Below are 13,601 nucleotides of genomic sequence, written 5' to 3'. Positions count from 1 at the left end.
GGTCACAGCCGTCAGGCGCTGGAGCGGACGACCAGACGGGTGGGAAGGATCAGCGGGCTGGGGTCCTGTCCGTCGACGAGCGCGACGAGCATGCGCGCCATCTCCCGCCCGAAGGCCGTTATGGGCTGATGGACGGTCGTGAGCGCAGGATCGGTGATCCGGGCGACGGCCAGGTCGTCGAAGCCGACGACTGCGACGTCCGCCGGGACCAGTCGGCCGGCCTCGCGCAAGGTGCGTACCGCTCCCGCCCCCATGTTGTCGTTGGCGGCGAACACCCCGTCCAGGTCGGGGTGGTTCGCCAGCAGTGCGGCCATGGCGGTGGCACCGCTGGGCTCGGTGAAGTCCCCCTCCTGCGGCGGCAAGGGCGCGAGCCCGGCTCCCAGCATGGCGTCCCGGTAGCCGCGGTACCGGGCGCGCCCGGCCTCGGTGTCCAGGCGCCCGCAGATCGCGGCCACGCGGGTCCGGCCGCGCGAGACCAGGTACTCGGTCGCCTCGCGCGCTCCGCCGACGTTGTCGACGTCCACGTACCACCGGGGGGTCGGACCGACCGGGCGTCCGCCGAACACGACGGGCATCTCCGTCTCCTCGGCCATGCGGGCCAGCGGATCGTCCTCGCGCAGCGCCATCAGCATGACGCCGTCGGCACCCGGTGACCGCAGGAGTTCCTCCACCCGCTTGCGGCCGCGGTCGGAAGCGGCCAGGCACAGCATCAGATGCAGGTCCGCCTCCTCCAGGGCTGCCGACGCCCCCACGATCACCTGGGCGAAGAACGGATCCGCGAAGATCGACGGATCCTCGCCCGAGACGACCAGGGCGGCCGCTCCCGTCTGGCGGGTGGCCAGGGCGCGTGCGATCGGATGGGGCACGTAAGCGAGTTGTCGGACGGCTCTTTCGACCGCCTCGCGTTTGGCACGGCTGACGTGCGGTGCGTTGTTGAGGGCTCGGGAGGCCACGGAACGGGAGACGCCGGCGAGTTCGGCCACCTGAGCGAGCGTCGGCTGCCTACGCGGCGCGCCTTCTGCCATGAGCCATCAGCCTTTCCCTCGCGACGAACGGGAAGCGTCTCACCCCGGCCTTCGCCGCCGCCACCCGACCGGTGGGCGACGTACGGCACGTCCGGCACCCGCAAGGTCGAAGTGCTGGGAGCGCTTCCAGCCAACGGGCTGTCAAGTCCCGTCCGCACCAGGTGAATCGGCGAGCGTCGAACCTCGGCTCTTGACAGCTTTGCGAGCACGACACACGATACCGACCATACCCCAGAAGTCTTCAAGTGCCGCTGGGACCGCTTCCAATGGGAGCGCTCCCAACAAGTGTTGAGGCCTTTCCGGGGGATGTCGTCCCGCTGGAGAGCCGCCGACTCGGGGGGACGTCGTACCACCGCACCTCCTCAGCGCGTCGCATGCTCGCGACGAGAGCGTGCGACGCATCCCTGTCAGGAAACCGAGGTACAGTCATGCGCCGCAGATTCCGCGCCCTCGTGGGAGCGCTCTTCGCCCTGCCGTTGGTGCTCGCCGTCGCACCGTCCGCCCAGGCGGCCGACCCGACAACGATGACCAGCGGTTTCTACGTGGACCCCGACTCCAGTGCGAAACGGTGGGTCGCCGCCAACCCCGGTGACGGCCGGGCGCCCGCGATCAACGCCTCCCTCGCCAACACGCCGTCGGCCCGCTGGTTCGGCTCGTGGAGCGGAGCCATCGGCACCGCCACGGGCGCGTACGCGGGGGCGGCGGACCAGCGGGACAAGCTGCCCCTGCTCGTCGCCTACAACATCTACAACCGCGACTACTGCGGCGGGCACTCCGCGGGCGGAGCCGCCTCGCCGTCCGCCTACGCGACCTGGATCGCCCAGTTCGCCGGCGGGATCGCCAACCGACCGGCCGTCGTCCTCCTCGAACCCGACTCACTCGGCGACTACGGCTGCATGACCCAGGCTCAGATCGACGAACGCCGCGGCATGCTCTCCGGCGCCCTCACGCAGTTCAGCCGCCAGGCCCCCAACACCTGGGTCTACCTCGACGGCGGCAACCCGGGCTGGGCGAGCCCGGCGGTCATGGCCCGACGTCTGCACGAGGCCGGTCTCCGTCAGGCCCACGGCTTCTCGCTCAACATCTCCAACTACTTCACCACGGCCGAGAACACGGCCTACGGCAACGCCGTCAACGGCGAACTCCGCGCCCGCTACGGCTACACCAAGCCGTTCGTCGTGGACACCAGCCGCAACGGCAACGGCTCCAACGGCCAGTGGTGCAACCCCTCGGGCCGCCGCATCGGCACCCCCACCCAGATAGGCGGAGGCGCCGAGATGCTCCTGTGGATCAAGACTCCGGGCGAGTCCGACGGCAACTGCGGCGTCGGAGCCGGTTCCTCGGCCGGACAGTTCCTCCCCGAGGTCGCCTACAAGATGATCTACGGCTACTGAGGGGTCCCTGCACGATGAGCGCCTGATCAGGCCGCGTGGTCCGGTGCCGTGCATCGCAAGGCGCCGGAGGGTCCCCGTAGCTCCGCTACCAGGACCCTCCGGCAACGCGGCGAGGTGCGGTGCCGGGCCGCACGGCCCAGGCGGGCACAGTGCGAGGACCCCTGAAGCCGGATCCCCGTGACCCGGGCCGCCTCTCCTGCGCGACCGGGTCACGGGCGCCGTCCGCCACGCCGGGCCGGCGATCCACCCCGGCGATCGGTCCGTCACCGACCACGGTGACGCTCACCGCGGCTGTCCGACAGCGCCGACGATCCCAGTGCCGACAGGCGGGACACCCGGGCGGCCGCCGCCGCAAGCGCCGGACCGCCCGTGCGTTCGCCCGGGACCGGCCGACGACGGGGGCGCCGTGACGCATCGGCGGGCGGCGATGGATCATGCAACACATGTCTCACACATCTCGACGAAGACTTCTCGCCGCCTTCGCGGCCTCTGCCACCGCCGCGCCGCTCGCCGGCATGGCCGCCACCCCGGCGCATGCCGCCGCGGCGGCGGACGTGCCGGCCTTCCCCGGCCCGGGCGGCCTGTCCTCGGCCCGTTCGTCGGTGACCATGGCGCCCCTTGGCGCCTCGCACTTCACCTCGGTGGCCCTCACCGCCCCGCTCACCACCACCGTGCTCTCCGGCACCCCGGCCCGCACCGAGGTCACCTCCGGCGGCAGGCGCGTCGCCCTGCTGACGCACGGCGCGCGAACCGTCGTACTGCCCGGCCCGCAGCGGACGTTCGCGGAGAACAAGCGGCCATTCGTGGACGACTTCCAGCGGAGCTTGCCGGACCTCACGCTGAACGAGGCGGACCGGGTGTACTGGGGCACCTCGCCGGGCGGCGGCAAGTGGATCACGTCCGAGACCTTCAGGACCGACTTCTCGGTGGTGCCAGGCACCGGAATCATCGACCTCACGACCGCCGGGTACAGCCGCCACGCCAGCGTGCGCGACGACGAGATCACCGACGTCGACGTGCGGTGCACGGCCAGGTTCGACAAGGTGCCGACCGGTCAGGCCTGTTCCTTCGCGCTGACCTTCGGCTATGGCAGCTCCCAGAACCACTACCGGGCCCGGCTGTCCTTCCTCACCTCCGGGGCGGTCGAGATGCGGCTGGAGAAGGAGGTCGACAACGCCGTGGCCTCGTTGGCAACGGCGGTCACCCTGGCCACGGGCGTGCCGGCCGGGACCGACTGGACGATCCGGGTGCGGCGGGAGGGCGCACGCATTCAGGCGAAGGCCTGGCAGTCCGCGTCGACGGAGCCGTCTTCGTGGGTCTTCGACGTCACCGACGCCACGCCCACCCTGACCAAGGGGCGGGTGGGCCTGCGCGCCTTGGCCAACGAGGGCTGCACCAACCTGCCCGTCCGCCTGTCCGTGAGCCGCCTCGAGGTGGACGCCGCGAACTGGGCGTTCCTGCCCACCGTCACCCACGGCGACTGGGTGCGCCTGCTCCCCGAGCCGTTCGACGGCACCTGGACGGCCGCGCTGGAGCAGACGATCCGCGGCTGGGCCGGATCCACCGTCCCCGACGTCCTCGCCCATGCCGCGATGTTCCTCGGCGGCGCGCCGGCGGTCACGGCCGGCACCGGGCCGGCCCAGGGCAGGCAGGTGCTGGGCGAGGCCGGGTACGGCTATCTCGACGCGCAGGGCTACCGGCTCGAGGGCGCCGACTTCCACGAGTACATGAAGACGGGCTGGACGTTCCCGGACGGCACGTACACGGGACCGTCCAGCAAGCAGGCCGGCAACCTCGACTGCTCGGGCTACACGCGCATGGTCTACGGCTACCACCTGGGCGTTCCCCTGGCCGCCGACCAGGACACCTCCGGCACCCGGATCCCGCGCAGGTCCCGGCACATCGCCGACTACGCGCCGGGCGTGGTCGTCGACCGCGCCACCGGGGCCACCCCGCCCGCCGCGGCCCTGCTCCAGCCGGGCGACCTGGTGCTGTTCAACGCCGACTCCAGTGACGACGGCGTCAGCCTGACCATCGACCACGTCGGCATCTACCTGGGTCTGGACGCCGCCGGCAAACGCCGTTTCCTCTCCAGCCGCAAGACGGTCAACGGGCCCACCATGTCCGACCTGGGCGGCGCGTCCCTGCTCGACGGCTCGGGGACGTACGCCAGGACGCTGCACACCGTGCGTCGTATCTGAGCCGGGTCAGGAGCAGCTGAGCCGACGTCCCGACGGAACCGGCGGGTGCGGATCCCGTGCCGCGGGAGCGACCGCGCCTGCCGACACCCCGTCACGGCCTGCCATGACGGGTCATGCGGGAAACGGCACCGGAGCCGACCTCCACACCTGAGAGCCACCGCCCGCAACCACGGGGACCCGGCCCGCCGAAGAGCATGACGCGCACGGTGCCGTCGTCGCCGAGGTCGGCCGACGGGGGCCGGCCCGTCCGGTGAAGGCGCCTGGCATCCGGTGGGAGTTGCTGAGGTCGAGGGCTTGAGCACCGGAGCCGAAGAGCGGGTCAGCGGGCGGGGGTCCGGAGGATGCCGTTGATGAGGACACTCAGGCCCCAGGTGTCGCGGTCGCCGGGAGAGAGCAGCGCCTGGCGCAGTGAGGTGATCATCGGGTAGCGGTCCTCGGGCAGGGCTGCGTACCGGCGGTCGGCCGCGGTGACCGCGGCCTCTTCGCCCGCTCCCCGGATGTTGTGGGTGCTCTGCTCGGTGGCGGCTGCGGCGATGTGGAGCCAGAGGAGGTCGAGGGCCCAAGCGGCCGTGGTGTCGTCGAGACCGCCCTGTTTGAGCAGGGCGAGCATGCGGTCGAGGACGAGCAGGGTGTGGTCGCCGGTGGGGATGGCGCCGAGCGCGACGGCGGCCAGGCCCTCGTGCCGGCTCATGGCCTCGATGGCCGCGGCGGCCAGGGCCCGGAGCTGTTCCTGCCAGGTGCCCTGCGAGACCGGTGGGAGGTGGGCGAGGGCTTCGTCGAGCATGGCGGCCATCAGATCGTCGCGGTTGGCCACGTAGACGTAGAGCGAGGCCGGGCCGGTGTCGAGTTCCTTGGCGACGCGGCGCATGGTCAGCGCGTCCAGGCCGTCACGGTCGAGGATCGCAAGGCCGGTGCGCACGATGACGTCGCGGCTGAGGGCCGCCTTGGCGGGCCGTGTGCGACGGCTGATCGGCTGCTTGCTCATGAGACCAGCCTACCTCCGGGACGAACAGCGTTTGACACGAACATCGTTCGTTGCCTAGCTTCAAGGCGAACGCTGTTCGTGACGAACACAGTTCGCAGTCCGCTCATCTTCAGGGAAGTGCGCCATGACCAGCACCTTCACCCCGTCCTCTCCAAGCGGTGTGCTCGCCCCTTCGCGGCGCTGAGCGATCCGGCTTCGACTCCAGCGCCCTGACCGCCTTTCAGCAGCGCGCAGACGCCCTCGGCGGCGCCGCAGTGACCACCGTCCACCTCAAGCGCCCGACCAGTCCGCTGATCGTGGCCGCGACCAGCGTGGCCTGCCACGGCCGCGTCACAGGTTCTCCCCGATCGCCCTTTCCCCGCACCACTGCCCCATCCATCCTCTGAGCAGCAGAAAGAAGCACACTGATGATTCTGATCACCGGAGGCCGCGGCGCGGTCGCCACCCACCTCACCCGCCTGCTCCACCAGAGCCGGCTGCCCGTCCGACTCGGCTCCGCCCGGCCCGACCAGCTCACGCCGCTCGCCGGCGTCGAGACCGTCCACCTCGACCTCGCCGACCCCGCGACCTTCCCCGCCGCGCTGACCGGGGCCACCCAGGTGTTCCTCTACGCCAAGCCCGACCGCATCACCGACTTCGTCGACGAGGCCCACCGGTCCGGAGTCGAGCACATCGTCCTGCTGTCCTCCTCCAGCGTCCTCGCCCCCGACGCCGCCGACAATCCGATCGCGACGTCCCACCTCGACGTCGAGCAGGCGCTGCTGGCCTCGCCGCTGAGCACCACCATCCTGCGGCCGGGCTCCTTCGCCTCCAACGCCGCCGCCTGGGCCTGGCCCATCAGGGCAGGGCAGCCCGTCCGCCTGCCCTACCCGGGGGCTCACAACGACCCCCTCCACGAGCTCGATCTCGCCGAAGCCGCCCGTGCGGTTCTCACCGACCCCCGCCACCGCGGGCGACAGTTCACCCTCACCGGACCCGAGTCGCTGACCTTCGCCCAGCAGATCGACCAACTCGCCGCCGCGCTCGGCCACCCCATACCGGTCCACCACGTCACACGCGAGGAATGGAAGCGCGAGGTGGCCGAGTACCTCCCCGGCCCCTACGCCGACGCCCTGCTGAACTGGTGGGAAGCCCACGACGGCACCCACGTCACCCTCACGCACACCGTCGAGGACCTCACCGGCCACCCCGCCCGCCCTTTCACCGCCTGGGCCACCGACCACATCGCCGACTTCACCACCTCCTGACCGCTGGACAGGGCCGGCACAGCGCTCCTCACGACGGGGCCACTCGGGCAGCCCGGCCGGAGAGCGAACCGGTCCGCCGCCACTCGTCCTTGCCTGATCCGGTCCGGGACAGCGTGCTGCGCACGGCCTCCGTACTCGCACACGAGCCGGAGCCGCACGGCGGAACGACGGCAGCGCTCACTGCGACAGCCCCGGTCTCGTGCCTCGCACGCCGGGGCTGCGCCCATACCGGTCGGCCGGGTCCTCCAACCCTCCCGGAGCCAAGATCGATTGTCAGTGGTGCGTGAGACGGTTAAGGCATCGAGTCGGAAAGAGGGGGAGCTGTCATGACCGGAAACCAGAACTACATCAACCACGTTGCTCTCGTGCTGGACGCCAGTTCGTCGATGTCGCACCTGAGCCGCAAGGTCGTCGAAGTCGCCGACCAGCAGATCTCCTATCTTGCCCGCCGGTCGAGGGAGCTGGACCAGGAAACCCGCGTCACGGTGTACGTCTTCGCGGACAAGGTGGAGTGCGTCATCTACGACAAGGACGTACTGCGGATGCCGTCGCTGAAGCAGCTGTATCGGGTCGGCGGGATGACGGCCCTGCTGGCGGCCGCACTGAAGTCACAGCGGGAGCTGGCGCAGACAGCTCAGCTGTACGGCGACCACAGCTTCCTGACGTTCGTCCTCACGGACGGTCAGGAGAACGCAAGTCACCGCTGCCCGGACGCCCCCGCCAAGGATCCGCGTCAACTGGTCGAGGCCGTGGCCCAGATGATCGAGACGCAGAAGGACAACTGGACGCTGGCCGTCCTCGTGCCGGACCAGATGGGCAAGCGCGAGGCCATGCAGTGCGGTTTCCCGAAGGACAACGTCGCCATCTGGGACGCCACGAGCACGCAAGGCCTGGAGGAGGCCGGGCAGGTCATCCAGCAGGCCACCGAGAAGTTCATGGTGGGCCGCACCCAGGGCATCCGAGGATCCCGCGCGGTGTTCTCCACGGGTGCGGAGGCGGTGAACAAGGACACCATCAAGGCGGCAGGCCTCACCCCGGTGGATCCGTCGGCATACCAACTGATCTCGGTGGCGCGGGACGCGGCGATCCGGGAGTGGGTCACCGAATGCGGGCACACCTACCGAACCGGCGGTGCCTTCTACCAGCTGAGCAAGTCGGAGAAGATCCAGGCGCGGAAGCAGATCGCGGTGCTGGAGAAGAAGACGGACCGGGTCTACACGGGACCCGAGGCCCGAGCCCTGTTGGGCCTCCCGGACGCGGAGGTTCGCGTCAAGCCGAACCACAACGACGACTTCACGATCTTCGTGCAGAGCACCAGCGTGAACCGGAAGCTCGTGCCCAACACACGGCTCCTGCTGATGCTCTGACGCCTTGACAACCCCGTCGGGCCCAGAAGTACCCGGCCCGTCCCCCCACCGGCATCGAAGTCGACGGCTGTGGGCGCGGCGTAGGGGTACCCGCCGTGGACGACGTGTGCGACGGCCTGATCACCGTCACCGTCGGTGAGTTCAGTCCGGGCCCGCATCGTCGTCCGGGACCTGTGGGACGAGCCGTTCGTCGCCGCCCCAGAGGCGTCAGGCCGCTGGCGGGACACTGGCTGGCCACCGACGAACGCGACGGCCACCCGGTCCGCGTCGGGGCCGTCGCCGACCAGCCGGACGACTGGCTCAGCGCCATCGCCAACGGCTACGGCATCGCCCTCGCCCCGGCGTCCGCCGCCCGCTTCTACGCGCGGCCCGGCATCACCTAACACCCGGTCACCGGCGTCAGCCCCAGTCAGGTCGGCGTCGCCTGGTCCCCCGCCGACGACACCGATCCCGTCGTCCAGGACTTCGTCGACTGGTGCCGGGAGGCGCCGCGGTGAGAGGAGACCCCCACCTGATCCCGCGCCGAAGCAACGTCAGACCGAACGCGCCCGCCCGGCGGACTCCAGCACTGCGGTCAGAAAGCGACGCACCGTCTCCAACTCACCCGCTTCGAAGCTCTCCGCGGCCACCACCACCTCGCTGATCACCGGCCCGAAGAAGGTCCACCCGAGTTCCGTGGCCTTCTCCTCCACCTCCAGCAGCACGCGTCGCCGGTCGGCCGTGTCCCTGCTGCGCCGGACCAGTCCGAGCCGCTCCAGCCGGTCCACCAGTGCGGTGGTCCCGGCAGAGTTCAGCCGCAGTTGCTCGCCGAGCCACCCGGGTGTGGCCCGGGTACCGGCCCGCGACGCGTCCAGCAGATGGATCAGCGCGCGCACATCGGTGGGATGCAGCCCGTGGCGCGCGGCGAACTCGGCGCCGAGCAGGTCGAACTCCACGGTGACCGCGCGCAGCAAGTGAACCAGTCTCATCACCGGGCTCTGATCGTCCATGCACACTCCTCGGACCCGACGTAATATCTCGCTGAGCGAGATTATCGCCCATCGAGAGGAATGCCCGTGTCCCTGTCCAGGTTCGACCTCGCCTACGACGAGTTTCGCGCCCGCTGGCCCGAATCCACCGAGGAGCGCGATGTCGCCACTCCATACGGGCGCACCCGGGTCCACGTGTACGGCCCGGCGGACGGCAGCCCGCTGGTGCTGCTGCCCGGCGGTTCCGCCACCGGCCTTGCCTGGTGCGCCAACGCGTCGGCCCTGGGCGAGCGATACCGGGTCCACGCGGTGGATCTGATGGGTGACGCCGGCCGCACCGAACGCCGGGGCACACCGGTGAAAGGCGCCGACGACCTGACGGCCTGGCTGGACGCGCTGCTGGACGGGCTCGGGCTCGCCCGCACGCACCTGTGCGGTCACTCGTACGGCGCCTGGCTGGCCGTCAGGTACGCCCTGCGCGCACCGCGGCGGGTCGACCGGCTCGCCCTCGTCGACCCCACCCAGGTCTTCGCCGGATTCCGCCTCGGTTATCTGCTGCGCGCGCTGCCCACCCTGATCCGCCCGACCGAGGCCCGCGCCCGTGCCTTCCTGGCCTGGGAGACGGCAGGCACCCATCCGGATGAGACCTGGCAGCGCCTCTACGCGCTGGCCACCACCGTTCCCGGCCGCACGTTCGTCACCGGCGCCCGCCCTCGGGCCGCCGACCTCCTCATGCCGGTCCTGGTCCTGCTCGCGGAGCACAGCCGCGCCCACCACGCGGTCAAGGTCGCCGACCGGGCCCGCCGGGTGCTCCCACGGGGAGAGGTGACACTGCTCCCCGGAGCCACCCACCACTCGCTGCCGCTCACCGCGCCGAAGCAGCTGAACGACCGCCTGATGGATTTCCTGGGATGACGCCGAACGGCGGGCTGAGCGGGTTCTCTGCGACTGCCGTCTCAGAGATGGCCTCGTGCGCGCGTCGTGACGGCGGTTGTGCACGGGCTGCGGAGACGCCCGTTTCCACAGTCACGGTGCGGCTATGCGGCCAGCCGCATGACCAGTTCCCTGGCGTGGGACTCGGCGGCAGCCAGGGAGTCGGTGCGGGAGGCCTCGAAGAGGGGGACCAGGCCGGCCATCGCGGGGACGGTCGGGGCCAGGGTCAACTCCGGGACGATGAAGGTGACGTCCAGGCCGAGACCGGTGCCGAGGGCCTGCTGCAGATAGCTCTGGACGTAGTCGTTGCCGTGCTGGGGGGTTCCCTCCCGGTACGACCCACCGCGGCTGGTCACGACCACGGCGGGCTTGCCCGCGAGTGACGGGTGTTCGGTCATCGCGGTGCGGCCCACGGCGAAGACGTGGTCGATCCAGGCCTTCAGCGTCGAGGGGATCGAGTAGTTGTACATCGGTGCGCTGAGCAGGATCACGTCCGCCGCCTCGGCCTCTGCGATCAGTTCGGCGCGGAGGGCGAAGGCGGCCCGCTCCTCGGGGGACCGGTCGGCCGGTGCGGTGTAGCCGGCGTAGTAGGCGGCGGCCCGCAGGTGGGGTATCGGGTCGGCGTCGAGATCGCGGTAGATCACCGAGCTCTGCCGGTTCTCGCTCTCCCACGCCCGACGGAAGGCGGCGGTCACCGCGCGGGAGTGCGAGTTCTCGCCGTTGAGGGACGTGTCGATGTGCAGCAGTGTGGCCATGGTTGTTCTCCCGAGGATCGGAAGGGCCGCCTTCACGCGGGCGCCCTGTGGTGCCCACCAGCCTGTTTCCTCAAGCGCAGTCGAGGTCCAGCGACTGTGACCTGAATCACCGTGGCGCGGACTCTGCGCACGGTTTCACCAGGGCCGGGAAGGACGTCGTCACCCGCGTCCCCGACCGTGAGGCACACCCTCGCGCCCGACACCGGCCGAAGCACCAGGCGACGAGGGCGAGCAGCCGGCGGCGCGTCCCGCTTGGCGGCCGGCCCGGGGCGCCGGCTCCTACGCCCGCTGCTCGCGCCGGTTCGACCGGCCCGAGCAGCGGAGGCGGCGAGGTCGCCGCCGGGCGACGGCAGCCCCCACGATGCCCGCGCCCGTCGTCCACAACACTCTCGTCGACGTCATCGTCGGTCACCTCTCGGTGGAGGTATGTGCCTCGGACGGCGTCCGCACGCGGCGAGTACCCCCGGACGGGCCCGCTGCCCATGGTTACGTCCGGGCAGGACGGGAACGCGTTGCGCCGTACCACCACCGATGCGAGGCCGGTACCACGATGACCGAGTACGAACGCTCACGCACCATGTCCGCACAGCCCCAGCACGTCTTCGACCAGGCGGCGAACGTGGGTCGGATGGATGCCTGGCTGCCGGATGCCCTGCACGTCGAGGCCGAGGGCCTGCCCGCCGTCACCGTGCACGAAGACCGCACCGACGAGGACACCGCGGCCTTGTTCCGCGCCCGACGCGAACAGATGCGCCTCGAGTGGGGCACCCGCGACCGGGGCGGCTACACGGGATGGCTCCAGGTCGCCGGCATGGACAGCGGAACCAGTGAGGTGACGGTCCACCTGTCCTTCTTCGACGACAGCCACGATCCCGGCGAGAAGTCCGTGGGCGACGCCCTGGACACGAGCCTCCGGCGTCTGGAGGAGCTGGTGCGGACGCGCGGGGACCTCGAGGCCGACTGACCCGCCGCCGGACACCATGCCACGCGCCAAGCAGTACGCCGTCGCAGCCTCCGGACAGTGGACCGACGAAGAGGAAGGCCGGCGCCGCCTGCCGACCGGAGAGGTCCACGCCTGGGAACCGGGCCGCAACGAGACCGTCTGCGGACTGTCCCTCCACCGCTCCCGACTGACCCGCTTCCCGCACGTCACCTGGCCTGACACGTTCCGGGAGACCGGCGGCGCGGCGGACCGGGTGCGGCGCCAGTGTCCGCGCTGCGCCGCCGTGGCCGGGCGTCGTGACCGGGACACACGCCCACGACGGCGCCGCACCACGCGGCGGCCGTGAGCGGAGACCGCTCGGCGGCCCACCGGCTCGCGACCGGCGGCTGTCCATCGGCGCGCGCTCCTCGGGCGAGGGTGCCGAGGACGGAGACCGCCCGGCCTGCAACGCCGACTCCAGGGTTCGGAGCCGCACCCCGCCGATACCAGTGTTCGCTTACCCTCCGTGAGCGTCCGGGCGGGACAGCGGCCCGACATCCGCGCGCCGGCCGGGCCGCTCGGCGGCGTGCCGCTGCCCGGGCCCGGAGCGGGCGGCCAGCGCGTCGGCGACGGCTCCGGTCGCGAACGCGTAGACCGCCTTGTGCAGCAGGTCCACCACCAGCTCCGTGCGCGGCCAGGTCTGCGGCGGGGCGCCGACCCCGGTGGCGTTCTCCAGAATCTGGTCGCTGGTCAACCGCACCACGGTGAACTGCGCCGACGCCACCGGCCCGCGCAGTCCCGCGTGGGCCATCACCGACCGCAACACGCCCATGAGCGCGCCCTGCCCGTAGTGCATCGCCCAGTTCAGCGCCAACGACCGGCGCCCCGGCTGCTCAGCCATGCCCGTCATGCGTTCCAGGGTGCGCGCCGGAACGTGGGAGCCGGGACGGCCGGTCAGGCGCTGCTCGGCCTTCTCGCCCAGCGTCATCACCACGGCCCCGGCCGCACCCGCCACCAGCCCCTGCCGCAGCACGCGTTTCATCATGCGGCCATGCCTACCCCCGCACGGCGTGTCTGTCGCCCCGCCGGTGCAGCACGTACTCGTACGGCAGCAGCCCACCACCCGGACGCGACACCACCGGGCATTGGCTCTGCTCACGAGACGAGTCAGCGCGGCGAGGACTGCCTGGCCCCGGCCATCACCGCTCCATCTCCGCTCCAGGGTCGACGACCGGCCCGCCCCGGTGCCGGCACCGGTGCGACCGCCGACGACACGGGCCGGGAGACTGCCGCCCGGGTTGCATGACGGCCGCTCGGTGTCGCGGGCGCGCGGGGCGCCCGGGACGGGGGCCGTCGCTCTTCCCGTCCCGGGCGCGTGGGTAGGTAGTACGTGGTCGGATCAGCGGCGGCGCTTGCCCCGCTCGTCGGTCTCCTCGTCGGCCTCGATGCGCTCCTTGCGGACCTCGCCGGTGACGGTCTCCTCCTCGGTGACCTCGTCGGTGGTCAGGCGGACCCGCTCCTTGGGCACGGCCCTGGTTTCCACCACGGGCTCCTCCTCGTGGAGGGTGACCTCGTGTTCCGCCTCGGAGATGTCCTGGCCGGCCATGGCGTCCCCGCGGTTGGCGTCCGTGATCGGCTCCCGCTCGACGCGGACCTCTTCATGGCGGACGGGGACGGTCATCTGCTGCTCTTCGGTGACGACGTACTTACGCAGCCGTGGGGGGGGGGGGGGGGGGGGGGGGGGGGGGGGGGGGAGGGCGGTGGGGGGGGGGGCCGCCCCCCCGCTCCCGGTTTTCGCGATTCT

At 71.4% G+C, this 13,601-nt stretch carries 13 protein-coding genes and 1 pseudogene; 8 read left to right on the top strand and 6 right to left on the bottom strand.

Features of this window, described 5'->3' with window-relative positions; genetic code table 11:
* Positions 1-11: 11 nt before the first annotated feature.
* Complete coding sequence (locus ACZ4YY_RS27370) at positions 12-1,025, bottom strand: LacI family DNA-binding transcriptional regulator (RefSeq protein WP_468295649.1); 1,014 nt, start codon at positions 1,023-1,025, stop codon at positions 12-14.
* A gap of 428 nt (positions 1,026-1,453) precedes the next feature.
* Here ACZ4YY_RS27370 and ACZ4YY_RS27365 point away from each other — a divergent pair, with 428 nt between their 5' ends.
* A complete protein-coding gene (locus tag ACZ4YY_RS27365) occupies positions 1,454-2,419 on the top strand; it encodes a glycoside hydrolase family 6 protein (RefSeq protein WP_468295646.1) in 966 nt (321 codons plus the stop codon).
* A 443-nt stretch (positions 2,420-2,862) separates the two neighbouring features.
* Positions 2,863-4,620: an NlpC/P60 family protein gene (locus tag ACZ4YY_RS27360; RefSeq protein ID WP_468295643.1), complete on the top strand. Its 1,758-nt coding sequence runs from the start codon at positions 2,863-2,865 to the stop codon at positions 4,618-4,620.
* 319 nt (positions 4,621-4,939) lie between these two features.
* On the opposite strand, the gene ACZ4YY_RS27355 is transcribed toward ACZ4YY_RS27360, so the two are convergent.
* Positions 4,940-5,605 carry a TetR/AcrR family transcriptional regulator gene (locus ACZ4YY_RS27355; RefSeq protein WP_468295640.1) on the bottom strand — a complete coding sequence of 222 codons (666 nt, stop codon included), beginning with the start codon at positions 5,603-5,605 and terminating at the stop codon, positions 4,940-4,942.
* 407 nt (positions 5,606-6,012) lie between these two features.
* Between ACZ4YY_RS27355 and ACZ4YY_RS27350 the strand changes: the two genes are divergently transcribed.
* The 3 genes and pseudogenes from ACZ4YY_RS27350 to ACZ4YY_RS27340 form a co-directional block, all read left to right on the top strand.
* Positions 6,013-6,852: an NAD(P)H-binding protein gene (locus tag ACZ4YY_RS27350; protein WP_468295637.1), complete on the top strand. Its 840-nt coding sequence runs from the start codon at positions 6,013-6,015 to the stop codon at positions 6,850-6,852.
* Between the two features lie 326 nt (positions 6,853-7,178).
* Positions 7,179-8,219 carry a vWA domain-containing protein gene (locus ACZ4YY_RS27345; protein ID WP_468295634.1) on the top strand — a complete coding sequence of 347 codons (1,041 nt, stop codon included), beginning with the start codon at positions 7,179-7,181 and terminating at the stop codon, positions 8,217-8,219.
* A 162-nt stretch (positions 8,220-8,381) separates the two neighbouring features.
* A pseudogene (locus ACZ4YY_RS27340) lies at positions 8,382-8,716 on the top strand (LysR substrate-binding domain-containing protein); the annotation flags it as partial.
* A gap of 36 nt (positions 8,717-8,752) precedes the next feature.
* Here ACZ4YY_RS27340 and ACZ4YY_RS27335 read toward each other — a convergent pair.
* Complete coding sequence (locus ACZ4YY_RS27335) at positions 8,753-9,208, bottom strand: MarR family winged helix-turn-helix transcriptional regulator (protein ID WP_468295631.1); 456 nt, start codon at positions 9,206-9,208, stop codon at positions 8,753-8,755.
* Between the two features lie 60 nt (positions 9,209-9,268).
* Between ACZ4YY_RS27335 and ACZ4YY_RS27330 the strand changes: the two genes are divergently transcribed.
* Positions 9,269-10,102, top strand: a complete 834-nt coding sequence (locus tag ACZ4YY_RS27330; protein WP_468295628.1) for an alpha/beta fold hydrolase — start codon at positions 9,269-9,271, stop codon at positions 10,100-10,102.
* A 122-nt stretch (positions 10,103-10,224) separates the two neighbouring features.
* On the opposite strand, the gene ACZ4YY_RS27325 is transcribed toward ACZ4YY_RS27330, so the two are convergent.
* Complete coding sequence (locus ACZ4YY_RS27325; RefSeq protein ID WP_468295625.1) at positions 10,225-10,875, bottom strand: FMN-dependent NADH-azoreductase; 651 nt, start codon at positions 10,873-10,875, stop codon at positions 10,225-10,227.
* Positions 10,876-11,425: 550 nt separating this feature from the next.
* On the opposite strand from ACZ4YY_RS27325, the gene ACZ4YY_RS27320 reads away from it, so the two are divergent.
* Together ACZ4YY_RS27320 and ACZ4YY_RS27315 are read left to right on the top strand one after the other, a co-directional pair.
* Positions 11,426-11,839 (top strand): SRPBCC family protein, encoded by a 414-nt coding sequence (locus ACZ4YY_RS27320; protein WP_468295621.1) that lies wholly within the window; start codon positions 11,426-11,428, stop codon positions 11,837-11,839.
* Between the two features lie 16 nt (positions 11,840-11,855).
* Positions 11,856-12,164, top strand: coding sequence for a hypothetical protein (locus tag ACZ4YY_RS27315; RefSeq protein WP_468295619.1), 309 nt, complete (start codon positions 11,856-11,858; stop codon positions 12,162-12,164).
* 150 nt (positions 12,165-12,314) lie between these two features.
* Here the strand turns inward: ACZ4YY_RS27315 and ACZ4YY_RS27310 are convergent, their stop codons facing one another.
* Entirely contained in the window at positions 12,315-12,842 is a 528-nt protein-coding gene (locus tag ACZ4YY_RS27310) for a hypothetical protein (protein ID WP_468295616.1), read from the bottom strand.
* 354 nt (positions 12,843-13,196) lie between these two features.
* Positions 13,197-13,601 (bottom strand): YsnF/AvaK domain-containing protein (locus tag ACZ4YY_RS27305; RefSeq protein WP_468295609.1); only part of this gene is annotated, 405 nt, incomplete at its 5' end.

The organism is Streptomyces sp. NPDC030143, from assembly GCF_055573695.1.
This window is presented reverse-complemented; position numbering and strand designations above follow the sequence as displayed.

Coding starts and splice junctions, on each gene's coding strand:
- ACZ4YY_RS27350 (WP_468295637.1), top strand. CDS start 6,013: ATGATTCTGATCACCGGAGGCCGCGGCGCGGTCGCCACCCACCTCACC.
- ACZ4YY_RS27365 (WP_468295646.1), top strand. CDS start 1,454: ATGCGCCGCAGATTCCGCGCCCTCGTGGGAGCGCTCTTCGCCCTGCCG.
- ACZ4YY_RS27315 (WP_468295619.1), top strand. CDS start 11,856: ATGCCACGCGCCAAGCAGTACGCCGTCGCAGCCTCCGGACAGTGGACC.
- ACZ4YY_RS27320 (WP_468295621.1), top strand. CDS start 11,426: ATGACCGAGTACGAACGCTCACGCACCATGTCCGCACAGCCCCAGCAC.
- ACZ4YY_RS27355 (WP_468295640.1), bottom strand. CDS start 5,605: ATGAGCAAGCAGCCGATCAGCCGTCGCACACGGCCCGCCAAGGCGGCC.
- ACZ4YY_RS27345 (WP_468295634.1), top strand. CDS start 7,179: ATGACCGGAAACCAGAACTACATCAACCACGTTGCTCTCGTGCTGGAC.
- ACZ4YY_RS27310 (WP_468295616.1), bottom strand. CDS start 12,842: ATGATGAAACGCGTGCTGCGGCAGGGGCTGGTGGCGGGTGCGGCCGGG.
- ACZ4YY_RS27370 (WP_468295649.1), bottom strand. CDS start 1,025: ATGGCAGAAGGCGCGCCGCGTAGGCAGCCGACGCTCGCTCAGGTGGCC.
- ACZ4YY_RS27360 (WP_468295643.1), top strand. CDS start 2,863: ATGTCTCACACATCTCGACGAAGACTTCTCGCCGCCTTCGCGGCCTCT.
- ACZ4YY_RS27335 (WP_468295631.1), bottom strand. CDS start 9,208: ATGGACGATCAGAGCCCGGTGATGAGACTGGTTCACTTGCTGCGCGCG.
- ACZ4YY_RS27325 (WP_468295625.1), bottom strand. CDS start 10,875: ATGGCCACACTGCTGCACATCGACACGTCCCTCAACGGCGAGAACTCG.
- ACZ4YY_RS27330 (WP_468295628.1), top strand. CDS start 9,269: ATGCCCGTGTCCCTGTCCAGGTTCGACCTCGCCTACGACGAGTTTCGC.